The sequence below is a fragment of the Streptomyces sp. GB4-14 genome (genome assembly GCF_022696125.1).
In the GTDB taxonomy this organism is placed as follows: Bacteria; Actinomycetota; Actinomycetes; order Streptomycetales; family Streptomycetaceae; genus Streptomyces; species Streptomyces werraensis.
In genome coordinates, this window is the sequence record NZ_RZHO01000002.1 from 2263183 (window position 1) to 2285400 (window position 22218).

21 protein-coding genes and 1 pseudogene are annotated in these 22218 nt (G+C 71.7%); 9 read left to right on the plus strand and 13 right to left on the minus strand.

Features of this window, described 5'->3' with window-relative positions; all coding sequences use genetic code 11:
* The first annotated feature begins 32 nt into the window (after positions 1 to 32).
* From afsQ1 to ELQ39_RS11370, 5 genes are all read left to right on the plus strand, one after another.
* Positions 33 to 710 carry a two-component system response regulator AfsQ1 gene (gene afsQ1, locus ELQ39_RS11350; RefSeq protein ID WP_164393744.1) on the plus strand — a complete coding sequence of 226 codons (678 nt, stop codon included), beginning with the start codon at positions 33 to 35 and terminating at the stop codon, positions 708 to 710.
* Entirely contained in the window at positions 707 to 2335 is a 1629-nt protein-coding gene (locus ELQ39_RS11355) for an ATP-binding protein (RefSeq protein WP_242591824.1), read from the plus strand. The genes afsQ1 and ELQ39_RS11355 overlap by 4 nt, the downstream gene beginning before the upstream one ends.
* The gene (locus ELQ39_RS11360; protein WP_242591825.1) at positions 2335 to 2961 is read left to right on the plus strand and encodes a hypothetical protein; all 627 of its coding nucleotides are present in this window, start codon (positions 2335 to 2337) and stop codon (positions 2959 to 2961) included. The genes ELQ39_RS11355 and ELQ39_RS11360 overlap by 1 nt, the downstream gene beginning before the upstream one ends.
* Before the next feature lie 106 nt (positions 2962 to 3067).
* Positions 3068 to 3652, plus strand: coding sequence for a VanZ family protein (locus ELQ39_RS11365; protein ID WP_242595584.1), 585 nt, complete (start codon positions 3068 to 3070; stop codon positions 3650 to 3652).
* 58 nt (positions 3653 to 3710) lie between these two features.
* Positions 3711 to 3911, plus strand: a complete 201-nt coding sequence (locus ELQ39_RS11370; protein ID WP_093552503.1) for a PspC domain-containing protein — start codon at positions 3711 to 3713, stop codon at positions 3909 to 3911.
* Positions 3912 to 4080: 169 nt separating this feature from the next.
* Here the strand turns inward: ELQ39_RS11370 and ELQ39_RS11375 are convergent, their stop codons facing one another.
* Both ELQ39_RS11375 and ELQ39_RS11380 read right to left on the minus strand, forming a co-directional pair.
* Entirely contained in the window at positions 4081 to 4428 is a 348-nt protein-coding gene (locus ELQ39_RS11375) for an ATP-binding protein (protein WP_190002323.1), read from the minus strand.
* Between the two features lie 138 nt (positions 4429 to 4566).
* Positions 4567 to 5724: an adenosine deaminase gene (locus ELQ39_RS11380; protein WP_225643103.1), complete on the minus strand. Its 1158-nt coding sequence runs from the start codon at positions 5722 to 5724 to the stop codon at positions 4567 to 4569.
* A 113-nt stretch (positions 5725 to 5837) separates the two neighbouring features.
* Between ELQ39_RS11380 and ELQ39_RS11385 the strand changes: the two genes are divergently transcribed.
* Positions 5838 to 6596 carry an alpha/beta fold hydrolase gene (locus ELQ39_RS11385; RefSeq protein ID WP_190002321.1) on the plus strand — a complete coding sequence of 253 codons (759 nt, stop codon included), beginning with the start codon at positions 5838 to 5840 and terminating at the stop codon, positions 6594 to 6596.
* Positions 6597 to 6606: 10 nt separating this feature from the next.
* On the opposite strand, the gene ELQ39_RS11390 is transcribed toward ELQ39_RS11385, so the two are convergent.
* Positions 6607 to 7569: a LysR family transcriptional regulator gene (locus ELQ39_RS11390; protein WP_242591826.1), complete on the minus strand. Its 963-nt coding sequence runs from the start codon at positions 7567 to 7569 to the stop codon at positions 6607 to 6609.
* Positions 7570 to 7632: 63 nt separating this feature from the next.
* Here ELQ39_RS11390 and ELQ39_RS11395 point away from each other — a divergent pair, with 63 nt between their 5' ends.
* Together ELQ39_RS11395 and ELQ39_RS11400 are read left to right on the plus strand one after the other, a co-directional pair.
* Positions 7633 to 8916 (plus strand): MFS transporter, encoded by a 1284-nt coding sequence (locus ELQ39_RS11395; protein ID WP_225626095.1) that lies wholly within the window; start codon positions 7633 to 7635, stop codon positions 8914 to 8916.
* A 151-nt stretch (positions 8917 to 9067) separates the two neighbouring features.
* The gene (locus ELQ39_RS11400) at positions 9068 to 10090 is read left to right on the plus strand and encodes a sigma-70 family RNA polymerase sigma factor (protein ID WP_190002318.1); all 1023 of its coding nucleotides are present in this window, start codon (positions 9068 to 9070) and stop codon (positions 10088 to 10090) included.
* A gap of 21 nt (positions 10091 to 10111) precedes the next feature.
* Here the strand turns inward: ELQ39_RS11400 and ELQ39_RS11405 are convergent.
* Positions 10112 to 10354 (minus strand): annotated as a pseudogene (locus ELQ39_RS11405) (STAS domain-containing protein); the annotation flags it as partial.
* 135 nt (positions 10355 to 10489) lie between these two features.
* Here ELQ39_RS11405 and ELQ39_RS11410 point away from each other — a divergent pair.
* Positions 10490 to 11410: an AEC family transporter gene (locus ELQ39_RS11410; RefSeq protein WP_190002317.1), complete on the plus strand. Its 921-nt coding sequence runs from the start codon at positions 10490 to 10492 to the stop codon at positions 11408 to 11410.
* On the opposite strand, the gene ELQ39_RS11415 is transcribed toward ELQ39_RS11410, so the two are convergent.
* From ELQ39_RS11415 to ELQ39_RS11455, 9 genes are all read right to left on the minus strand, one after another.
* Positions 11411 to 11995, minus strand: coding sequence for a Uma2 family endonuclease (locus ELQ39_RS11415; RefSeq protein ID WP_242591827.1), 585 nt, complete (start codon positions 11993 to 11995; stop codon positions 11411 to 11413).
* A gap of 95 nt (positions 11996 to 12090) precedes the next feature.
* Positions 12091 to 13371: a thymidine phosphorylase gene (locus ELQ39_RS11420; RefSeq protein ID WP_242591828.1), complete on the minus strand. Its 1281-nt coding sequence runs from the start codon at positions 13369 to 13371 to the stop codon at positions 12091 to 12093.
* Between the two features lie 88 nt (positions 13372 to 13459).
* Positions 13460 to 13861 (minus strand): cytidine deaminase, encoded by a 402-nt coding sequence (locus tag ELQ39_RS11425; protein ID WP_078894992.1) that lies wholly within the window; start codon positions 13859 to 13861, stop codon positions 13460 to 13462.
* Positions 13858 to 15132 (minus strand): ABC transporter permease, encoded by a 1275-nt coding sequence (locus ELQ39_RS11430; protein ID WP_242591829.1) that lies wholly within the window; start codon positions 15130 to 15132, stop codon positions 13858 to 13860. The genes ELQ39_RS11425 and ELQ39_RS11430 overlap by 4 nt, the downstream gene beginning before the upstream one ends.
* Positions 15129 to 16253, minus strand: coding sequence for an ABC transporter permease (locus ELQ39_RS11435; protein WP_190002313.1), 1125 nt, complete (start codon positions 16251 to 16253; stop codon positions 15129 to 15131). Before ELQ39_RS11435 ends, ELQ39_RS11430 begins: the two co-directional genes overlap by 4 nt.
* Entirely contained in the window at positions 16253 to 17833 is a 1581-nt protein-coding gene (locus tag ELQ39_RS11440) for an ABC transporter ATP-binding protein (protein WP_225626056.1), read from the minus strand. The genes ELQ39_RS11435 and ELQ39_RS11440 overlap by 1 nt, the downstream gene beginning before the upstream one ends.
* A gap of 198 nt (positions 17834 to 18031) precedes the next feature.
* Positions 18032 to 19081, minus strand: a complete 1050-nt coding sequence (locus ELQ39_RS11445) for a BMP family lipoprotein (RefSeq protein ID WP_190002311.1) — start codon at positions 19079 to 19081, stop codon at positions 18032 to 18034.
* Positions 19082 to 19403: 322 nt separating this feature from the next.
* Complete coding sequence (locus ELQ39_RS11450; RefSeq protein WP_163085926.1) at positions 19404 to 20453, minus strand: BMP family lipoprotein; 1050 nt, start codon at positions 20451 to 20453, stop codon at positions 19404 to 19406.
* 300 nt (positions 20454 to 20753) lie between these two features.
* Positions 20754 to 21983, minus strand: a complete 1230-nt coding sequence (locus ELQ39_RS11455) for a M20 family metallopeptidase (protein WP_242591830.1) — start codon at positions 21981 to 21983, stop codon at positions 20754 to 20756.
* Between the last annotated feature and the right edge of the window lie 235 nt (positions 21984 to 22218).

The following is a 22218-nucleotide window of genomic DNA, read 5'->3' on the forward strand; positions in this document are numbered from 1 at the left end:
ACAGGAAGCCCTCCATGGGCCAGAATGAGCGCGTGCCTTCCCTGTTGCTGATCGAGGACGACGACGCCATCCGCACGGCCCTGGAGCTCTCACTGACGCGCCAGGGTCACCGGGTGGCGACCGCTGCCAGTGGTGAGGACGGTCTGAAGCTGCTGCGCGAGCAGCGGCCGGACTTGATCGTGCTGGACGTGATGCTGCCCGGCATCGACGGCTTCGAGGTGTGCCGTCGCATCCGGCGCACGGACCAGCTGCCGATCATCCTGCTCACCGCGCGCAGCGACGACATCGACGTCGTGGTCGGCCTGGAGTCCGGCGCCGACGACTACGTGGTCAAGCCCGTGCAGGGCCGGGTGCTGGACGCCCGGATCCGCGCGGTGCTGCGGCGCGGGGAACGCGAGTCCAGCGACTCGGCGGCCTTCGGCAGCCTGGTCATCGACCGCGCGGCGATGACGGTGACGAAGAACGGCGAGGACCTCCAGCTCACGCCGACGGAGCTGCGGCTGCTGCTGGAGCTGAGCCGGCGGCCCGGCCAGGCGCTGTCCCGCCAGCAGCTGCTGCGGCTGGTGTGGGAGCACGACTACCTGGGCGACTCACGGCTGGTGGACGCGTGCGTGCAGCGGCTGCGCGCCAAGGTCGAGGACGTGCCGTCGTCCCCGACGCTGATCCGTACCGTCCGCGGTGTCGGCTACCGGCTGGATCCGCCTCAGTGACACAGGAGCACCAGGAGGGGGGCCGCGGCTGGTCCGCGGCGCGCAAGGGAGTCTGGTCGCGGCTGCGCTTCACGAGCCTGCGCCTGCGGCTGGTCGTCGTGTTCGGCCTGGTCGCGCTGACGGCCGCCGTGTCCGCGTCGGGGATCGCGTACTGGCTGAACCGCGAGTCGGTGCTGACGCGTACGCAGGACGCGGTGCTGCGCGCCTTCGAGCAGGAGATGCAGAACCGTGCGGGCGCGCTGCCCGAGCACCCCACGCAGGACGAACTGCAGCGCACGGCGGGGCAGATGGCCAACAGCAGTCAGCGCTTCGCCGTGCTGCTCGTCGCCGAGAACCCCGAGGGCCAGACGGTGTACGGCAGTTCGGGCGGGCTGAACGGCTTCTCGCTGGGGGACGTGCCCGAGTCGCTGCGCGAGGCGGTGACCGAGCGGCTGAAGGTCACGTCGAACAACAAGTACCCGCATCATCTGTACTGGCAGCGGATCGTCGAGGACGACACCCCGTACCTGGTGGCGGGGGCCCAGCTGATCGGCGGCGGCACCACCGGCTACATGCTGAAGTCGCTGGAGCCGGAGGAGAAGGATCTGGGCTCGCTGGCCTGGTCGCTGGGGATCGCCACCGGTCTGGCGCTGATAGGTTCCGCCCTCCTCGCGCACGCCGCCGCGACGACCGTGCTGAAGCCGGTGCAGCGGCTGGGGGCCGCGGCGCGGCGGCTCGGGGAGGGAAAGCTGGACACCCGGCTGAGGGTGTCGGGCACCGACGAACTGGCCGATCTGTCAAGGACGTTCAACAAGGCCGCCGAGGCGCTGGAGAAGCGGGTCGCGGACATGGCGGCGCGGGACGAGGCGTCCCGCCGGTTCGTCGCGGACATGAGCCACGAGCTGCGCACCCCGCTGACCGCGATCACCGCCGTGACCGAGGTCCTCGAGGAGGAGCTGGAGTTCGAGGGCGGGGGCATCGACCCGATGATCCAGCCCGCGGTGCGGCTGGTGGTGAGCGAGACCCGGCGGCTGAACGACCTGGTGGAGAACCTGATGGAGGTCACCCGCTTCGACGCGGGCACCGCCCGGCTGGTCCTCGACGACGTCGACGTCGCCGACCAGATCACCGCCTGCATCGACGCGCGCGCCTGGCTGGACGCGGTGGAGCTGGACGCCGCGCGCGGCATCCACGCCCGGATCGACCCGCGCCGCCTGGACGTCATCCTCGCCAACCTCATCGGCAACGCCCTCAAGCACGGCGGGTCGCCGGTGCGGGTCTCGGTGCGGGAGGAGCCCGCGGAGGGCGCGGAGACCACTGACGGCGCCGAGGCGGAGGACGTGCCGGGCGGCTCGGTCGTCATCCGGGTGCGGGACCACGGTCCGGGCATCCCGGAGGATGTCCTGCCGCACGTCTTCGACCGCTTCTACAAGGCCAGCGCCTCCCGTCCGCGCTCCGAGGGCAGCGGCCTCGGCCTGTCCATCGCGCTGGAGAACGCGCACATCCACGGCGGCGAGATCACCGCGGCCAATTCGCCCGACGGCGGCGCCGTGTTCACCCTGCGGCTGCCGCGGGACGTGTCCGCCGCGGAGTCCGGGGAGAAGGCCGGCGACGCCGGTGACGAGGGCGCCGAGGGAGACGCCTGATGAACGGACGACACGCACGACACCGGACCGCTCTGCCGGCCCTCGTGGGGGTCGTGGCGCTGGGCGTCCTGCTGTCCGGGTGCGGGATCCGGGCGACCGAGGTGCCGACCGACTTCGGTCCCGCGCCCTCCCGGGTGCGCTGCTCGCTGGGCGAGCCCGAGGGCGCCGGACAGGGGGAGCGCGGGCTGCCGGTGCAGGTGTTCCTGGTGTGCGGGCCGTCGCTGGTGGCCGTGGACCGGGCGGTGCGGGTGGCGGACGGGGCCACGGACGCGCGCCGGGTGCTGGTGGCGCAGGGCCTGATGGACGAGCTGACGCGGGAGCCGACGACGTCCGAGCGGGAGGCCGGCTACACCACGCGGGTGCGGCCCGGGACGACCGTGACCGGGCCGCGGGCCGGCGACCCGGAGGACACGCTGCGGCTGAGCACCCCGCCCGCCGAGCTGTCCGCGACGGCGCTCGCGCAGATCGTGTGCACCTTCTCCGACTCGGCGGCGGCCGAGGGCAACGGCTCGGTGATCCTGGGCGGCCCCGACGACGCGACGCCGCGCCGCTACCGCTGCACCGACGACGTTCGGGCCCGTCCGTCGGCCGGGAAGCCGCCCTCCACCGAGGCCGCCGGAAGCTGACCCGGCGGGTGTCCGCGGGGGCGGCGCCGCAGTGTGGCGCACGCCTCCGCGGTTGAACGGGTGACATCCCGGAACCGGCCGAGGCGCGCGCCGCGTCTTGGGGATCGTGCAGCGTCAAGGCTTCCACGGCGGCACCGCCGCATCCCGTATCCGTGTGACAGGAGGCGTCCTCCTGGCCGCGCATCTGGCGTTCGTCGCCTGGTACACGCTGCGCCCCCTGGACGTCCCGTGGGTGATGCCCGCCAATCTGCGGCCGCTGGACGGGATCCGCGCCGACTTCGCGCTGGGCTGGGCGACGGGGCTGCGCCGGACCGGGGAGTCGATGGCACTGCTCGCGCCGCTGGGCGTGCTGCTGCCGATGGCCGGGGGCCGGCCGGCCGTGTCCCGGCTGGGCTCGCTGATCCGCACCATGGCCGCGACCGCCCTGGTGTCGCTGGCTGTGGAGCTGCTGCAGACCGCGGTGCCGGGACAGGTGGTGGACGTCGACTCCCTGCTGCTGAACACGGCGGGCGCCGCGCTCGCCCACGCCGCCGTGGTGCCCGCGGGACGCGCCTGGCTGCGCCGGCGGACGGTCCTCCCGGCGACGGACAGGACTGTCCGGAGGGAGGAGGTCCCTCAGGGGCGGACCCCGACGATTCCCAGGGTCGGGATCGCCCCGTGGAGCGACGCTTTGCCCCCTTCGTCTCCGTAACGTGGAGGTACGGAGGCAGCCGGACGGGGTGCCTCGCACCGTTCACGAAGGAGTCGCGATGAGCAGCCTCGCCCGCCCCACCGACGACCGCATGATCGGCGGTGTCTGCGCCGGGCTGGCCCGGCGGTTCGGCACCTCCGCGAAGACGATGCGCGTCGTGTTCCTGGTCTCGTGCCTGCTCCCGGGTCCGCAGTTCCTGCTGTACCTGGCGCTGTGGGTCCTGCTGCCCTCGGAGGACAAGGCCCGCACGGCCTGGTAGGCGGCCCGTGCGGCGCCCTCACCCCCGAGGCGCCGGACGACGCCGGCCTCCCGGTCCTGCGCGGCATCATCTCCCTGAGGCCTCACGCGGGACCGTGGACCTCCGAGTACGCCGATGGGGCGCGACCCGATTCCGGGCGCGCCCCATCGGCCTGTCTCCGGCCGGGAGGTCAGCGGCCGCCCAGCGGGAGGCCGTTGACGTTGAGGCCCTTGGTCGGCATCTGGTTCACCGGCAGCCCGCCGAGGAGACCGGCGCCCGGCACCTGGGAGCCGAGCTCGCCGGCGACCGGCTTGGCGGTGCCGAGACCCTTGCCGGCCACGTCCTGACCCGTCGACAGCGCCTCGGCCGCACCGGGCAGCGCGCCGGACGCCTGGTCCGCCGGCAGGGCCTGGGTGACCGTGTTCAGCCCCGGGGCGTCCGGCAGGGCCGGGGCCGCCTGGGCGGCGCCCGCACCGGCGGCGGCGAAGGCGGCACCGAGAGCGGCGACACCGAGGGTCTTGGCAGCAGACTGCTTCATGAAAGGCGTCCTCGAAATGGGATACGGGGATGTGAGCGGTGCTGCGACCGTAATCAGGCGTCCCTGTCCGCCGCAAATATCGAAATGAGGACGGATGGTGAACGCGTTGCGCGTTCACCATTACCGGTGACGCCCCTTTCAGTCTTCCGTGAGGGAAGAAGTGCTGGTGGAGGCGGTCTGACGGAACAGCCATTCGGATTTGAGTTCCGCATATCCGGGCTTGATCACGTCGTTGATCATGGCCAGCCGTTCATCGAAAGGAATGAATGCGGACTTCATCGCATTGACGGTGAACCACTGCATGTCGTCGAGCGTGTATCCGAAGGCCTCGACCAGGTGCTCGAACTCGCGGCTCATGCTGGTGTGGGACATCAGCCGGTTGTCCGTGTTCACCGTGGCCCGGAAGTGCAGCCGCCGCAGCAGCCCGATCGGGTGATCGGCGTACGAGGAGGCGGCGCCGGTCTGGAGGTTGGAGCTGGGGCACAGCTCCAGGGGGACGCGCTTGTCGCGGACGTAGGCGGCGAGCCGGCCGAGCTCCACCGTGCCGTCGTCGTGGACCTGGATGTCGTCGATGATCCGCACCCCGTGCCCGAGCCGGTCGGCGCCGCACCACTGGAGCGCCTGCCAGATGGACGGCAGTCCGAACGCCTCGCCGGCGTGGATGGTGAAGTGGTTGTTCTCGCGCTTCAGGTACTCGAAGGCGTCGAGGTGCCGGGTGGGCGGGTGGCCGGCCTCGGCGCCCGCGATGTCGAAGCCGACGACGCCCTGGTCGCGGTAGCCGTTGGCGAGTTCGGCGATCTCGAGGGCGCGGGCGGCGTGCCGCATCGCGGTGAGCAGGGCGCCGACGCGGATGCGGTGGCCGTTCTCCCTGGCCCGCCGCTCGCCCTGGCGGAACCCCTCGTTGACGGCCTCGACGACCTCCTCCAGCGTCAGCCCCCCTTCGAGGTGCTGCTCGGGCGCGTAGCGCACCTCGGCGTAGACGACGCCGTCCTCGGCGAGGTCCTCGGCGCACTCGGCGGCGACCCGGACCAGCGCGTCACGGGTCTGCATGACGCCGACCGTGTGCGTGAAGGTCTCCAGATAGCGCTCCAGGGAGCCGGAGTCGGCGGCCTGGTGGAACCAGAGGGCGAGCTTGTCGGGGTCGGTGTGGGGCAGGTCGGTGTAGCCCGTCCCGCGGGCCAGGTCGACGACGGTGCCGGGGCGCAGTCCGCCGTCGAGGTGGTCGTGCAGCAGAACCTTGGGCGCCCGGCGGATCTGGTCCGAGGTGGGGGCGTTCGCGATGGTCTGGCTCGTCATTTCCGCACCATAACTCCTACGCGCGTAGATCACCTGGTGCCCGTACGCGCCGATACGGAAAGGTGACCGCACGGACGGGTCGCGTCCACCGCGTCTTCTGAGAATGTTCTGCCATGGCACAGCAAGCGACGCCGGTGCGCACGGCCCGGCTGGGGAGGGCGCTCGGCTCGGAGCCGGCCACGGTGAATGGGGTGGCGCTGCTGCTCCCGGACGGCGAGGAGTCCTCCGCCCGCAGACCGTCGCCGCTGGCGGCGGTCCCCGTACGCGGCCTGGGACGCAGGCTCGCCCGTGCGGGACGCGACCAGCATCTGGCCACGCATGTCGTCCACTACCGCTACCGCGGCTGGAACGGCGACGAGGCGCACCTCGCGCACGACGCCGCCTGGGCCGCCGACGAGGCCGTACGGCGCTACGGGGACGTGCCCGTGTGCCTGGTGGGCCTCGGCATGGGCGGCAGGGCGGCGTTGCGCGCGGCGGGCCACGAGGCGGTCAGCTCCGTGGTGGCACTGGCGCCCTGGCTGCCGGAGGACGACGGTGCGGCCCCGGCCGAGCCGGTGAAACAGCTCGCCGGCCGCCAGGTGCTGATCGTGCACGGCACGAACGACGCGCGGACCGACCCCGAGCTGTCCTTCCGCCTGGCGGCACGCGCGAAGAAGGCGAACCACGAGGTGTGCCGCTTCGAAGTGCACGCGGACGGCCACGGGTTGAGCCAGTACCGGAACGAAGTGCTGGCACTGGCCCAGGACTTCGTGATGGGCGTGCTGTTCGGCCGGGACTTCTCCCGCCCGGTGCAGGACGCGCTGGCCGCTCCGCCGCCGCTGGGTCTGCGGATGCCGCTGGCGGCGGGGTTCGGGACGACGTTACGGCACTGAGGCCGCCCCGCTACCCCGGCAGCAGGCTCCCCCGCTTCGACAGCAGGAACTTCTTGAACGCCGCCACCGGCGGGGTGTCCGGGCGGCCCGCGAGCCAGGCCACGCCGATCTCCCGGGCCGCCCTCGGGGCGGTCACCGTCAGTTCGGCCACGCCGGGGCGCGGGAAGGGCGGCGGGGGCAGCAGGGCGACGCCCAGGCCCGCCGCGACCAGGCCGCGCAGGGTCTCGGCCTCCTCGCCCTCGAAGGCGATGCGCGGCGCGAACCCGGCCTGGGCGCACAGGTCGTCGGTGATGCGGCGCAGCCCGTAGCCCGGTTCGAGGGTCACGAACGTCTCGTCGGCCGCCTCGGCCAGGCGGACCCTGCGACGGGCGGCGAGGCGGTGGTCGGCGGGGACGACCAGGCGCAGTTTCTGCTCGTCGAGGCGGCGGGCCACCAGGTCCGGGGCGGACGGCACCGGCGAGGTCAGGCACAGGTCCAGCTCGCCGCCGCGCAGTCCCTCCAGCATGGCCTCGCCGTAGTTCTGGACGAGGCTGAAACGGATGCCGGGGTGGTCGGCGCGGAAGGCGTGCAGCAGGCCGGGCACGGTCTCGGCGCCCATGGTGTGCAGAAAGCCGAAGGCGACCTTGCCGGTGGCGGGGTCGGCGTCGGCGCGGACCGCCTCGGCCGCGCGCCCGATCTCGTCCAGGGCGCGCTCGACGGAGGCGTAGAAGGTGCGGCCCGCCGGGGTGAGGGAGACGGTCCGGCCGTGCCGGGCGAACAGCTCGACGCCGAGGTCGTCCTCGAGGCGGACCAGGGCGCGGGAGAGGGTGGACTGCGGCACCTGCATCTCCTGGGCGGCCCGGGTGACGTGCTCGGTGCGGGCCACCCCGGCGAAGTGGGCGAGGCGCGGCGCGAGCAGCCGTGCCATCTCTTCTCTGTCTCGTGTGTCACCGGTTCGTGACAGGCGACCGCCTGACCTCTGCTGATGCTCCATGGGAACGATTATGGCGATTCCATGCATTGGACGGATGAGCGGAGGCCTCCGTACGTTCGAGGCATGACTCCCGCCAGTACCGGGGCGTCCACCCGCGTGGACGCCGTCGCATCCGTCCCCTCCGCCCCGCCGCCCGCCGTCGAGACCCGGATGTCCCCGGGCGGTCCCGGTTACCGCCGGATGAGTCTCGCCCTGTTCCTCGCCGGTGTCGCGACCTTCGCGCTCCTCTACTCCACCCAGGCCCTTCTGCCCCTGGTCTCCGGCGACTTCGCGGTCAGCGCGAGCGACGCGAGCTGGACGGTGTCGGCGGCGACCGGTGGTCTGGCGTTGTTCGTGCTGCCGATGAGCGCCCTGTCCGAGCGGTTCGGGCGGCGTACGGTCATGACGGCCTCGCTGGCCGTCGCGGTGACCCTCGGGCTGCTGGTGCCGTTCGCCCCGTCGCTGGGCGCGCTGGTGGCGCTGCGGGCGCTGCAGGGCGCGGCGCTGGCCGGGCTGCCCGCCTCGGCGACGGCGTATCTCGCGGAGGAGGTCACGCCGAAGGCGCTGGTGACGGCGATCGGGCTGTTCGTGGCCGGCAACAGCGTGGGCGGGATGAGCGGCCGGGTGATCACCGGCTGGGTGGCGCAGGAATGGGGCTGGCGTGCTGCCGTCGGCGTGATCGGGCTGGTCGCGGTGGCGTGCGCGGTGGCGTTCCGGCTGCTGCTGCCGGTTCCGCGGCACTTCAGGGCGGGGTCGCTCGCGCCCCGCGTGCTGGCCGGCACGGTCCGCCGTCACCTCGGGAACCCGCTGCTGCGGCGGCTGTTCGCGATCGGCGCGCTGTTCATGACGGTGTTCGGGGGCGTGTACACGGTCATCGGGTACCGGCTGACCGAGGAGCCGTTCTCGCTGCCGCAGGGCGTCGCCGGGTCGGTGTTCCTGGTGTACCTGGTGGGCACGGTGTCGGCGTCCGCGGCCGGACGGCTGGTGGGCCGGCTGGGCCGCCGGGGCGCCCTGTACGCGGGCGGCGCGACCACCGCGGCCGGACTGCTGCTGTCCCTCGCGGACACGCTGCCGCTGGTGCTGCTGGGGCTCGTGCTGATCACGGCCGGGTTCTTCGCGGGGCACGCGGTGGCCTCGTCGGCGGTGGGCAGGACCGCGACGGAGGGCCGGGCGCAGGCGGCGGCGCTGTACCAGTCCGCGTACTACATCGGGTCGAGCGCGGGCAGCGCGGTGGGGGCGCTGGCGTTCCACGCGGGCGGCTGGTCCGGGACGGTGGCGGTCGGTCTGGTGGCCGTGGCGGGCGTCGCGGCGATCACCCTGGCCGGGACGCGGGCGGCGGTCCGCGCCGGGGAGGCCCGGGCCGCCTGACGGTCGCCCAGGGCGCGTGCACGGCAGGTTCACACCGCACTTCACCTGCGGATTCGTCCACTCGGGGAGCCGTTGTCAGTGGGCTGCGGTAGCTTCCGAGGTGGTGGGCGCGACGGCGCGCCGCCATGAGGCCGCTTGGGGTGGGTGGACGATGACGAACGGCACGGCGACGACGGACCTGGACGCCACGCTGGAGCAGTACCGGGTGGAGCTCACCGGGTACTGCTACCGGATGCTCGGTTCGTCCTTCGAGGCCGAGGACGCGGTGCAGGACACGATGATCCGTGCCTGGCGCAGCATCGACAAGTTCGAGGGGCGCTCCAGCCTCCGCTCCTGGCTCTACCGCATCGCGACGAACGTCTGCCTGGACATGCTGTCCGCGGGCAACAAGCGCGCCCGCCCGATGGACCTCACGGAGTCCACGCCGCTCGCGCGGGCCGCCCTGTCCCCCCGCCCGGACCACACCTGGCTGGAGCCGATGCCCGACGACCGGGTGCTGCCCACCCCCGCCGACCCGGCCGAGGCCGCGGTCGCCAAGGAGTCCGTGCGGCTGGCGTTCATGGCGGCGCTGCAGCGGCTGCCCGCCAAGCAGCGGGCGGTGCTGATCCTGCGCGAGGTGCTGGCGTGGAAGGCGAGCGAGGTCGCCGAGCTGCTCGGCACGTCGGTCGCGTCGGTCAACAGCGCGCTGCAGCGGGCCCGGGCGACGCTCGCCGAGCGGCGGGAGCCGGGCGCCGACGCGGCGGTCGCCGACCCGCTGGACGAGGACCAGAAGAAGCTCCTCGACCGGTATGTGGCCGCCTTCGAGGGCTACGACATGTCGGCGCTGACGGCACTGCTGCACGAGGACGCCATCATGACGATGCCGCCGTTCGACCTGTGGCTGACCGGCGCCGACGACATCACGGGCTTCATGACGACGATGGGCGCCGCCTGCGCGCACTCGAAGCTGCTGCCCGTCGAGGTCAACGGACTGCCCGGGTTCGCGCAGTACAAGCCCGACCCGGAGAACGGCGGGTACACGCCGTGGGCGGTCCAGGCGCTGGAGATCTCAGACGGCCGGATCACCGGGTTCCACTGCTTCCTGGACACCCAGCGGTGGTTCCCGCTGTTCGGGCTGCCCCTCCGTCTCGAAGCGGAGACCGACGAGGTCGAGCAGGGCGCACAGCGCGGGTGAGGGGTCGCGCAGCCGTATCCGTCCGCCGGCCCGGCGGGCGGTGAGCTGCAGCCGGGCCAGCAGGTTCACGGCGGCCAGGCCCGGCGGTCCCAGCCCGGCGACGTCGCACACCACGACACGGCCGCGCCCTCCGCCGTCCAGCAGGGCGCGCAGCGCCTCGCACGGCCCGCCCACCTCGCCCGGGGTGAGGGGGCCGCTGAGCACGAGTACGGGCGGTGTCATGGCGTCCACGAGCGGTAGACCGGCCGGGCGTCCGTAACTCATCGCGCGGCGTCCGGTCGCACGGCGCCGAGGATCACATTGACCCTGGCGCGGCCCTCCCCGGAGGGTTGGCTGTATGCGCCATAGATCATCGCCGCCCCTGGGGCCCGGCGCCCTGCACCGTCACGGGGAGCCGCCGTGCAGGGAGTGCTGAGCGGGTTCCTGGTGATCGCCGTCGTCATCGGCGTCGGCTACGTCATCGGACGGCGGGGGAACCTCGGCGCGCAGGGCAGCGAGGTGCTGACCAGGCTGGCGTTCCATGTGGCGTCCCCGGCGCTGCTGTTCACGACGCTCGCCCGCGCCGACCTGTCGGTGGTCTTCTCCGGCCGCCTGCTGGTCACCGCGCTGAGCACGGCGGCGGTGGCGGGCGTCTTCGTCGCGGTGGGCGTGGCGCGCGGCTGGGGCGTGGGCCGCACCACCATCGGCGCCCTGTGCTCCAGCTACGTCAACTCCGGCAACCTGGGCATCCCCATCGCCGTGTACGTGCTGGGGGACGCCTCGCTGGTGGCGCCGGTGCTGCTGTTCCAACTGGTGGGGGTCACGCCGGTCGCGCTGACGATCCTGGACCTGTCGACGGCGGGCGGGAAGCAGCCCCTGTGGCGGCGGCTGCTCACCCCCTTGCGGAATCCGGTCGCGCTGGGGTCGCTCGCGGGGGTCGCGGTGTCGGCGGCGGGCGTGGAGATCCCCGGCCCGGTGTGGGACCCGGTGCAGCTCATCGGCAACATGGCGGTCCCGGCGGTGCTGCTCGCCTTCGGCATCTCGCTGCGGGGCAGCACCCTGCCGCTGCGCAGCGGCGACCGGGGGGCGGTGCTGCTGGCCGTGGGCCTGAAGGCGGTGGGCCAGCCGCTGGCCGCCTGGGCGCTGGCGGTGGGCGTGTTCGGCCTGCGCGGGGCGCACCTGCTCGACGTGGTGGTCACCTCGGCGCTCCCGGCCGCCCAGAACCTCTTCACCTACGCGAGCAGTTACGGCGTCGGCGAACGCCTGGCCCGCGAGTCCATCCTGATCTCGACGGCGCTCTCGGTCCCCGTCCTGGTGGCAGTGGCGGCGGTGCTGGGGTGATCAGGCTTCGGGGAACTCGGCCGTGTCGATGACCAGGCCGAAGGGGGCGGGGAGCCCGATGGGCTCGCCGAACTTCACGCTCTTCAACGGCCGGTAGACGTCGTCCTTCGGCTCACCGTAGAGCGTCACGGTCGCGCCGTCGGGGGCCCAGGCGTCGACCAGCAGGTAGAGGGGGATCCCGGCGGCCGCGTAGGCGGCAGGCTTGCTGACGCGGTCGTGGCGGGCGTTGGATTTCGAGGTGACTTCGACGACCAGTTCGGCCAGGCCGGCCGGGATGTGGGTCTCGGACTCGGTGTGGTCCCGCCGGGGAGCGACTACGAGGTCCGGGATGAGCATGCCCAGGCGCGACGGGACTGCGATCGCCAGCGTCTGAAAGATTCCCCAGTCCAGCGGAATCACTGAGTAAAGGCGCCGCTGAATACTCTCAGCGATCAGATTGTGGCGATACGCGGGAGCGGGTGACACGGTGACGATCCCCTCGATGATCTCCACCTTGCTGCCCTCGGGCCACTCCATCTCCTCCCAGAACCGGACGAGGTCGTCCCAGCTCTGCTCGGGGTCCTGGCTCACGGTGAGTGCGCTCACGGCGGTCTCCTATCGGTACGTCGCCGAGTACAGCATGACGAACGGGACCGGCAGGGGTCCACCGGTCCCGTTCACCCGAAAGGAGAAAGCGCTGGTCAGGCGAGGCGTTCCAGGACCACCGGCGTGGCGGTGAAGTCCGCGCCGGAACCGATGTCGAAGGCCCCCTCCAGGGACTGGAGCGCGTACTCGAAGCGGTCCGGGGTGTCCGTGTGGAGGGTGAGGAGGGGCTGGCCCTCGGTGACCTGGTCGCCGGGCTTGGCGTGCATCTCGACGCCCGCGCCCGCCTGCACCGGGTCCTCCTTACGGGCACGGCCCGCGCCGAGGCGCCAGGCGGCGACGCCGACGTCGTAGGCGTCCAGGCGGGTGAGGACGCCCGAGGACGGGGCCTTCACCACGTGCTGCTCGCGGGCGACCGGGAGCCGCGCGTCGGGGTCGCCGCCCTGCGCGGCGATCATGCGGCGCCAGACGTCCATCGCGGAGCCGTCGGCGAGGGCCTGCGCCGGGTCGGCGTCGCGGATGCCGGCCGCGTCCAGCATTTCGCGGGCCAGCGCGATCGTCAGCTCGACGACGTCCGAGGGGCCGCCGCCCGCCAGGACCTCCACCGACTCGCGGACCTCCAGGGCGTTGCCCGCCGTGAGGCCCAGAGGGGTGGACATGTCGGTGAGCAGGGCGACCGTCTTCACGCCGTGGTCGGTGCCGAGGCCCACCATGGTCGAGGCCAGCTCGCGGGCGTCCTCGATCGTCTTCATGAAGGCGCCGGAGCCGACCTTCACGTCCAGGACCAGGGAGCCGGTGCCCTCGGCGATCTTCTTCGACATGATCGAGGACGCGATCAGCGGGATCGCCTCGACCGTGCCGGTGACGTCACGCAGCGCGTAGAGCTTCTTGTCGGCGGGGGCGAGCCCGTCGCCGGCCGCGCAGATCACCGCGCCGGTGGTGTCGAGGACGTGCAGCATCTCCTCGTTGGAGAGCAGGGCGCGCCAGCCGGGGACGGACTCCAGCTTGTCGAGGGTGCCGCCGGTGTGGCCGAGGCCGCGGCCGGAGAGCTGCGGGACGGCCGCGCCGCAGGCGGCGACCAGCGGCGCGAGGGGCAGAGTGATCTTGTCGCCGACGCCGCCGGTGGAGTGCTTGTCGGCGGTGGGGCGGGACAGGGACGAGAAGTCCATGCGCTCGCCGGAGGCGATCATCGCGGCGGTCCAGCGGGCGATCTCCCGGCGGTTCATGCCGTTGAGCAGGATCGCCATGGCGAGGGCCGACATCTGCTCGTCGGCCACCTCCCCGCGGGTGTACGCGTCGATGACCCAGTCGATCTGCTCGTCGGTGAGTTCGCCGCGGTCCCGCTTGGTGCGGATGACGGAGATGACGTCCATGGCCATGGCTGGCGTTCCTTCCGGGGTGCGAAGAGCACGGCCCCTCCGCTCGACGCCCGGGTGCCGGGCGGCGGCGGGAGGGGCCGCACGGGAGTTACTTGGTGAGGTGCTGGGGGCCGAAGGCCTGGGGCAGCATCTCGGACAGGGGCAGGATGCCCTCGGGCGTCTCCAGCAGCAGTCCGGGGCCGCCGAACTCGTACAGCAGCTGACGGCAGCGGCCGCACGGGACGAGGATCTCGCCGCCGCCGTCCACGCACGTGAAGTGCGTGAGCCGCCCGCCCCCGGTGCGCTGCAGCTCCGAGACCAGTCCGCACTCGGCGCACAGGCCCAGTCCGTACGAGGCGTTCTCGACGTTGCAGCCGGTGACCGTGCGTCCGTCGTCGACCCGGGCCGCGACGCCCACCGGATATCCCGAGTAGGGGGCGTAGGCGTAGGACATGGCGTCCCGCGCCGCCGCGCGCAGCGCCTCCCAGTCGACGTCGGCGGCCGCGGTCACTTGCCCTGTCCCTTCCGGTACGGCATGCCGTCCGCCTTCGGCATGCGCAGCCGCTGGGCGGAGAGGGCGAGGACGACCAGGGTGACGACGTACGGGGTGGCGGCGACGACCTGGCTCGGGACCTCGTTGGTGCCGGCGTACCAGGCGAACACGAGGGCGCCGACGACGAAGGTGACGGCCGCCTGAACGTACTTCTTGCGGATCGCCAGCCAGATCGCGCCGATGACCAGCAGCAGCGCGCCGAGCAGCAGCAGGGCGTGCACGTTGGTGGAGCCGCCGCGCAGGTTGAGGCTGTCGGTGTAGCCGAAGAGGCCGGCGCCGATGGCGAGGCCGCCCGGCATCCAGTTGCCGAAGATCATCGCGGCGAGGCCGATGTAGCCGCGTCCGCTGGTCTGGCCCTCCAGGTAGAAGGGGTTGGCCACGATGGACAGGAAGACGCCGCCGAGGCCGGCCAGTCCGCCGGAGATGATCACCGCGAGGTACTTGTACTTGTAGACGTTGACGCCGAGGGACTCGGCGGCGACCGGGTTCTCGCCGCAGGAGCGCAGGCGCAGGCCGAACGCGGTGCGCCAGAGGATCCACCAGGTGGCGGGGACGAGCGCGACGGCGATCAGGGTAAGCCAGGAGACGTTGGTGACCAGTCCGCCGAGCAGGCCGGCGATGTCGGAGAGGAAGAACCAGCCCTTGGCGTTGAGGTCGGTCAGCCAGTCGGACAGTCCCGGCACGGTGAAGTTGCCGAGGGACTCGACCGCCGGGGACTGCTTGGCGGAGCCGCCCTGGTGGCCCTCGAAGGCGAGCGGTGCCAGGTAGCGGGTGGCGCCGAGGGCGAGGATGTTGATCGCCACACCGGAGACGATGTGGTTGACGTTGAAGGTGACGGTCACGATGGCGTGCAGCAGGCCGCCGAGGCAGCCGCCGACGATGCCGACGAGGACGCCGGTCCACGGACCCCACTGGAATCCGGCCCAGGCGCCGAACCAGGTGCCCAGGATCAGCATGCCTTCGAGGCCGATGTTCACCACGCCCGCGCGCTCGGCCCACAGGCCGCCGAGGCCGGCGAGGCCGATCGGCACGGCGAGCTGGAGGGCGGTGGACATCTGGCTGACGTTGGTGATGCCGTCGGCGCCGGTGATCAGGCGCACGATCGAGGTCAGGGCCAGGGCTCCGGCGATGACCAGCATCAGGACGGGCAGCGACATGCGGCGGCCGGTCCCCGGGGCGTGCTCCAGCGACGGCTGGTTGACGTCGGTCGCTGTGGTCGGAGCGGTCATCGGCCGGCCACCTCCTTCGTGGTGTTGTTGTCGGCGCCCAGGACGTGTCCCGCGGCGAGTTCGGCGCCGACCCGGCGCTGCTGACGGCGCAGGCCCCACTCGCGGACGGCCTCGTAGGAGACGACCACCGAGAGGACGATCAGGCCCTGCATGATGACCGCGATCTCCTTGTCGTAGCCGTGGAAGTCCAGCTCGGGCGACGCCTTGTCGAGCCAGGCCCACAGCAGGGCGGCGAAGACGATCCCGACCGGGCTGTTGCGGCCGAGCAGGGCGATGCCGATGCCGAGGAAGCCGATGCCGGTGGGGAAGTTCAGGTTGTACGTGTGGGAGTCGCCGAGCAGGATCGGCAGGCCCGCGAGGCCGGCGATGGCGCCGGAGAGCAGCATGGCGGTGAGGACCATGCGCTTGGGGTCGACGCCGCTGGCGGCCGCGGCGGAGCTGGAGGCGCCGGAGGCGCGCAGGTCGAAGCCGAAGCGGGTGCGGTTGAGGACGACCCAGTAGCCGATGCCGAGGAGCACGGCGAGGATCACCAGGCCGTAGATCTCGCCGGCCGCGCCGAGGTCGATGCCCGGGATCCAGCCGGACTCGTGCATCTCGCCGGTGGTGCTGTTGTTGCCGATCTTGACGCCGAAGACGTCCGGCTTCCACATGTAGACGATCAGCGAGGTGGCGATCGCGTTGAGCATGATCGTGGCGACGACCTCGCTGACGCCGCGGGTGACCTTGAGGACGCCGGCGATGCCGGCCCAGAAGGCGCCGGTGAAGACGGCGGTCAGCAGCAGCAGCGGGACCTGGAGGAACGCCGGCAGGTCGGCGTGCGCGCCGACGATGGCGGCCATCATCGCGCCGAGCTGGTACTGGCCGTCGACGCCGATGTTGAACAGGTTCATCCGGAAGCCGATGGCCACCGCCAGGGCCGCGATGTAGTACATCGAGGCCTGGTTGAGGATCAGCACCTGGACGTCCGAGTACCCGGCCTGCTCGAACATGAGGGTGAACGGCTCGACCGGGTTCTTGCCGGAGGCGACCAGCACGATCGCGCTCAGCACGAAGGCCACGGCGAGCGCGATGACCGGGCCGGCCACCGCGAGGAGCACGCGCTCCTTGTCGAACTTCTTCATCAGCGGGCCTCGTCTTCCGGAGACTCGGCGGACTTGGACACGTCGGCCTGGGTCTCGGCAGGGGTCTCTTCGTGTTCGAGGTGGCCCTCGGCGGCGCCGGTCATGGCGGTGCCGAGTTCCTCCGGGGTGATGGTGGCCGGGTCGGCGTCGGCGACCAGCTTGCCGTCGTAGATCACGCGGAGGGTGTCGGACAGGCCGATCAGCTCGTCCAGGTCGGCGGAGATCAGCAGCACGGCCAGGCCCTCGCGGCGGGCCTCGCGGATGTGGTCCCAGATCGCGGCCTGCGCGCCGACGTCCACACCGCGGGTGGGGTGGGCGGCGATCAGGAAGCGCGGCTTGTGGCTCATCTCGCGGCCGACGATCAGCTTCTGCTGGTTGCCGCCGGACAGGGAGGCGGCGGTGACGTCGATGCCGGGGGTGCGGACGTCGTACTCGGTGACGATCCGGCGGGTGTCCTCCTGGGCGGCCTTCGGGTCCAGCCAGACGCCCTTGGCGTTGGGCTTCTCGGTGACGTGGCCGAGGATGCGGTTCTCCCAGAGGGGGGCTTCCAGGAGCAGGCCGTGGCGGTGGCGGTCCTCGGGGATGTAGCCGATGCCCTCCTCGCGGCGCTTGCGGGTGGGCCAGGCGGTGATCTCCTCGTCGGCCAGCCGGATGACGCCGGAGTCGGCGTGGCGCAGGCCGATGAGGGCGTCGACCAGTTCGGTCTGGCCGTTGCCCTCCACACCGGCGATGCCCAGGACCTCGCCCTCGTGGATGGTGAAGGAGATGTCGTCGAGGAGGGCCTTGCCGCCGGGGGCGGTCAGACGCAGCTTGTCGACGGTGATGACGGGCCGGTCGGTGACCGTGGACTCGGCCGTCTCCGGGGTGGGCAGCTCGCTGCCGACCATCAGTTCGGCGAGCTGGCGCGGGGAGGTCTCGGAGGGCACGGCGGTGCCGACCGTGGTGCCGCGGCGGATGACGGTGATGTCGTCGGCGACGGACAGCACCTCGCCCAGCTTGTGGGAGATGAAGATGACGGACAGGCCCTCGGCCTTGAGCTCGCGCAGGTTGTCGAAGAGCGCGTCGACCTCCTGCGGGACAAGCACGGCGGTCGGCTCGTCGAGGATCAGGGTGGTGGCGCCGCGGTAGAGGACCTTGAGGATCTCCACGCGCTGACGGGCGGCGACGCCCAGCTCCTCGACCAGGACGTCGGGGCGCACGTCCAGTCCGTAACGTTCGGACAGCTCCTTGATGCGGCGGCGGGCCTTGCCGCCGATGCCGTGGAGCTTCTCGCTGCCGAGGACGACGTTCTCGAGGACGGTGAGGTTGTCGGCCAGCATGAAGTGCTGGTGCACCATGCCGATGCCGCGCGCGATGGCGTCGGCGGGCGACGAGAAGTTCACCTGTTCGCCGTGGACCGTGATGGTGCCCTCGTCCGGCTTCTGCATGCCGTAGAGGATCTTCATCAGGGTCGACTTGCCGGCGCCGTTCTCGCCGACGAGGGCGTGGACGGTGCCCTTGCGGACGGTCAGGTGGATGTCGTGGTTGGCGACGACACCGGGGAAGCGCTTGGTGATCCCGGCGAGCTCCACGGCGGTCACCGTTTTGTTGACCGCCGCTCCGGCCGGAGGGCTGCTGGACGCGTTGATGACGCACTCTCCTGGGGACGGGGGCCGTCTACGCGCGTAGCGCCCCTACGGCATACAAAGGGGTGGCACACCTGACCGACGGGGTGCGAGGAGCCAGGCTCCTCGCACCCCGTCGAGCGGTCGCGACCCCGCGGTGGTTCAGGGTGTGACTCAGCTCGACTTGACCTTGATCTCGCCGCTGATGATCTTCTCCTTGGCCGTCTCGATGGCTTTCTGGAGCTCGGCGTCGTCCGCGAACTTCGGGTTGGAGTTCGACAGGCTCACCTCACCCGTCTTGAGATCGCCCTTGACGATACCGGTCGCGGGCTTGCCGTCCTCGACCGACTTCGCCAGGTTGTAGACCGCCTTGGCGACATCCTTCATCGCCGAGGTCAGGATCGAGTCCTTGTACTTGGCGAGGGCTTCCTGCTTGTACTGGTCGGAGTCGACGCCGATCGCCCACACCTTGTTGGCGGCGGCGGCCTCGATGACGCCCTGACCGGACAGACCGGCGGCCGCGTACACCACGTCGGCCTTCTTCTCGATCTGGCCCTCGGCGGCGCTCTTGCCCTTGTCGGGGCTGGAGAAGCCGCCCTCCTCCGCGGTCTGCGTGAGGAACTGGGAGATGACCTTGACCTTGGGGTCGGTGTCCTTGACGCCCTGCTCGAAGCCGGCGCGGAACTTGTGGATCAGCGGGATGTCCACACCGCCCACGAAGCCGACGACGTCGGTCTTGGTGCTCTTGGCGGCGGCGACACCGGCCAGGTAGGAGGCCTGCTCCTCGGAGAACACCAGGTCGGCGACGTTCTTCGCCTCGACGGTGGCGTCGTCGACGATGCCGAAGGTGGTGTCGGGGAACTTCTCCGCGGCGGCCTTCACGGCGGACGCGTAGGCGTAGCCGACGCCGACGATCGGGTTGTAGCCCTGCTTCGCCAGCGAGACGAGGCGCTGCTCCTTGTCGGCGTCGGTCTCACCGTCGGTGGGCTCGACGTCGGCCGTCTCGTAGCCGAACTCCTTCTTCGCCTTCTCCAGGCCCGCGTACGCGGCGTCGTTGAAGGACTGGTCGCCCTTGCCGCCGACGTCGTACGCGATGGCGAGACCCTTGCCCTCCTTCGACTCCGAGGAGCCCGAGGAGGTCGAGGTGCCGCCGCAGGCGGAGAGGGCGAGGGCCAGGGAGGCGGTCGCTGCGCCTGCGACCGTGATCCGGGAAATCCGGCGCATGTGTGGTGCTCCTAGTCTTACAAGCGCCGGGAACGGTACGAGGTACGGCGCTGGCTTCGCCGCAGATTAACGCGCGTAGACCTGCCTGAAAACCCCTTCTGTCCACCTTGTTATGCGCCCGTGTTCAAGCCGGTTCCGCCTGCCGGGACAAGGTGTTGCTGTTCGCGAACGGAAGGTGGCGGTGGGTGAGCGCCGGGCCCGTCCGGACGCGTCCGGACGGCCGTTTCCGGGCGGCCCTCGGGGACGGCGAAGCGGGCGGGCGCGAGGTGCGCCCGCCCGCTTCGTACGGGAGGCCGGCGCCGGACCGGGTCCGGCGGCGGGGTCACTCCGTGTTGACCTTGATGGTGCCGTCGGTGATGCCCTTCTTGGCCTCGTCCACGGCTTCCTTCAGACCCGGGATCTCGGCCATCTTGGGGTTGCTGTCGGACAGGCCGACGCCGTTGACCTTGAGGTCGAAGACCTGGGTGCCGGTGAGCGGCTTGCCGTCCTGGACCGACTTGGTCAGCGTGTAGACGGCGCCGCCGACGTCCTTCAGGGCGGAGGTGAGGATGAAGTCCTTGTACCCGGCGAGGGCTTCCTGGTTGTACTGGTCGGAGTCGACGCCGATCGCCCAGACCTTGGCCTTGGCCGCGGCCTCGATGACGCCCTGGCCGGAGAGACCGGCCGCCTGGTAGATGACGTCGGCGCCCTTCTCGATCTGGCCCTCGGCGGCGGCCTTGCCCTTGTCGGGGCTGGAGAAGCCGCCCTCCTCCGCGGTCTGCGTCAGGTACTGCGAGACGACCTTGACCTTGGCGTTGGTGTCCTTGACGCCCTGCTCGTAGCCGGCCTGGAACTTGTGGATGAGCGGGATGTCCACACCGCCGACGAAGCCGACGGTGTTGCTCTTGGTGGCCTTGGCGGCGGCCACACCGGCGAGGTAGGACGCCTGCTCCTCGGCGAAGACCAGGGAGGCCACGTTCTCGCCCTCGACGACGGAGTCGACGATGCCGAAGGTGGTGTCGGGGTACTTGGCGGCGACGGCCTCCATCGCGGGGCCGTAGGCGAAGCCCACGCCGATGACCGGGTTGTAGCCCTGGCGGGCCAGCGAGGCCAGGCGCTGCTCCTTGTCCGCGTCGGTCTCGCCCTCGGTGGGCTCGACGTCGGCGGTCTTGAAGCCGAATTCGTCCTTGGCCTTGGTGAGGCCGGCGAACGCGGCGTCGTTGAAGGACTGGTCGCCCTTGCCGCCGATGTCGTAGGCGATGGCGACGCCGAGGTCGTCCTTGGAACCGCCGCTGTCACCGTTGTCACTGCTGGTTCCGCCGCAGGCGGTGGCGGCGAGCGCGAGCGAAGCGACCCCCACCGCTACGCGGGTCAGTTTGGATATCCGACGCATCTGAAGTTCCCCATTCTCCAAAGCCCCGCAGCGGGTGCTCGGTTCGGCGCACATTAACGCGCGTAGACACTCCTGGGAACGGGGTCGAGCGGGGCCGTTATCCATTCGTGCCGCTGGCCGGTTACGCCCTTGTGAACCAGGGGGTCGCAGGGGAGCGAACCGGGCATACGCGTCTGCACGGCCCCACGCTGCACCCCCGGCGACCGGGCCGCAAGCGGAGGGGGCCGGGCGGAGGCGGCACGGGAAAGGGGGCGGCCGTGTCCGCCAGGGACACGGCCGCCGTCCTCACACGTACGCCGTCTACCGCAGCGCGTCCAGCAGGGCCGCGGCGGTGAACAGCTCCACTCCGACGGTGATGGCGTGCTCGTCCACGTCGAAGTCGCCCTGGTGCAGGTCGCGCACGACGCGCTCGCCGGGGGTGCGGACGCCGAGGCGGGCCATGGCGCCCGGGACGCGCTCCAGGTACCAGGAGAAGTCCTCGCCGCCCAGGCTCTGTTCGGTGCCCTCGACGGCCTCCGTGCCGCGGCGGGCGATCATCGCGTCGCGCAGCAGCTCGGTGGCCCCGGCCTCGTTGACGACCGGCGGGACGCCCCGCACGTAGTTGATCTCCGACTTGGCGCGGTGCAGATTGGCCACCTCGTCGATGGCGGCGACCACGATGTCCGGCGCCTGCCGCCAGGTCTCCAGGTCCAGGCAGCGGACGGTGCCGGAGAGCTCGGCGTGCTGCGGGATGACGTTGGGCGCGTGGCCGGACTCGACCCGGCCCCAGGTCACGGCGAGCCCGCTGCGGGTGTCGACCCGACGGCCGACCAGCGCGGGCACGTCGGTGACGACCCGGGCGGCGGCGGTGACCAGGTCGGTGGTCAGGTGCGGGCGGGCGGTGTGGCCGCCGGGGCCCTCCAGGGCGATCTCCAGCCGGTCGCAGGCGGAGGTGATGGCGCCCTGGCGCAGCCCGATCTTGCCGGCGTCGACCCGCGGGTCGCAGTGCACGGCGAGGATCCGGCCGACGCCTTCGAGCGCCCCGTCGGCGATGACGTCGGCGGCGCCGCCGGGCAGCACCTCCTCGGCGGGCTGGAAGATCAGCCGGACCGGGCGGGGCAGCAGGCCCTGGCGGTGCAGTTCGGCCAGCACCAGGCCGGCGCCGAGCACCACGGTGGTGTGCACGTCGTGACCGCAGGCGTGGGCGCGGTCGGGCACGGTGGACCGGTAGGCGCAGCCGGTCTTCATGTCGGGGATGGGCAGGGCGTCGATGTCGGCGCGCAGGGCGAGCATGGCGGCGTCGGTGCCGGCCTCCTCGTCCGTCCCGATGTCACAGATCACCCCGGTCCCGCTGGAGAGTACGCGGGGGCTCAGGCCCACGCGCTGCAGGCGCTCCTTGATCGCGGCGGTCGCACGGAACTCCTGGTTGCCCAGCTCCGGGTGCATGTGGAGGTCTCGCCGGAACGCCACGAGTTCCGCGCGCAGTGCCTCGGGCAGCGCGCCGGGGAGCACCGCTCCCCCGGGGAGATCGATCTCGGACTCCAGTGACATCAGTGGCTTCACCCTTTGAAGAGTAGGGCTCCGAAGCGCTCCACCGACCCCTGATCAAGAAAAATCAGCCCGTTGGAGGGAGATAATCCGGCTGCCCTACGCATAGCTGTTCAGCGAGATGGGTACACTCACCGCCCTTTTGGGAGGGTAGGGGCGCTCGGCCTGCCGGGCCATGAGGCCGGTCACAGTACCCGCGCGGGCGTCGGCACCATCCGTACTTCCCACGGTTACCACG

What these genes read in the sequence shown, in the direction of transcription:
- ELQ39_RS11385 (WP_190002321.1), top strand. Translation starts at nt 5,838, where the DNA reads ATGGCACAGCAAGCGACGCCGGTGCGCACGGCCCGGCTGGGGAGGGCG.
- ELQ39_RS11380 (WP_225643103.1), bottom strand. Translation starts at nt 5,724, where the DNA reads ATGACGAGCCAGACCATCGCGAACGCCCCCACCTCGGACCAGATCCGC.
- ELQ39_RS11375 (WP_190002323.1), bottom strand. Translation starts at nt 4,428, where the DNA reads ATGAAGCAGTCTGCTGCCAAGACCCTCGGTGTCGCCGCTCTCGGTGCC.
- ELQ39_RS11430 (WP_242591829.1), bottom strand. Translation starts at nt 15,132, where the DNA reads ATGACCGCTCCGACCACAGCGACCGACGTCAACCAGCCGTCGCTGGAG.
- ELQ39_RS11400 (WP_190002318.1), top strand. Translation starts at nt 9,068, where the DNA reads ATGACGAACGGCACGGCGACGACGGACCTGGACGCCACGCTGGAGCAG.
- ELQ39_RS11435 (WP_190002313.1), bottom strand. Translation starts at nt 16,253, where the DNA reads ATGAAGAAGTTCGACAAGGAGCGCGTGCTCCTCGCGGTGGCCGGCCCG.
- ELQ39_RS11360 (WP_242591825.1), top strand. Translation starts at nt 2,335, where the DNA reads ATGAACGGACGACACGCACGACACCGGACCGCTCTGCCGGCCCTCGTG.
- ELQ39_RS11390 (WP_242591826.1), bottom strand. Translation starts at nt 7,569, where the DNA reads ATGGAGCATCAGCAGAGGTCAGGCGGTCGCCTGTCACGAACCGGTGAC.
- ELQ39_RS11395 (WP_225626095.1), top strand. Translation starts at nt 7,633, where the DNA reads ATGACTCCCGCCAGTACCGGGGCGTCCACCCGCGTGGACGCCGTCGCA.
- ELQ39_RS11445 (WP_190002311.1), bottom strand. Translation starts at nt 19,081, where the DNA reads ATGCGCCGGATTTCCCGGATCACGGTCGCAGGCGCAGCGACCGCCTCC.
- ELQ39_RS11370 (WP_093552503.1), top strand. Translation starts at nt 3,711, where the DNA reads ATGAGCAGCCTCGCCCGCCCCACCGACGACCGCATGATCGGCGGTGTC.
- ELQ39_RS11450 (WP_163085926.1), bottom strand. Translation starts at nt 20,453, where the DNA reads ATGCGTCGGATATCCAAACTGACCCGCGTAGCGGTGGGGGTCGCTTCG.
- ELQ39_RS11420 (WP_242591828.1), bottom strand. Translation starts at nt 13,371, where the DNA reads ATGGCCATGGACGTCATCTCCGTCATCCGCACCAAGCGGGACCGCGGC.
- ELQ39_RS11455 (WP_242591830.1), bottom strand. Translation starts at nt 21,983, where the DNA reads ATGTCACTGGAGTCCGAGATCGATCTCCCCGGGGGAGCGGTGCTCCCC.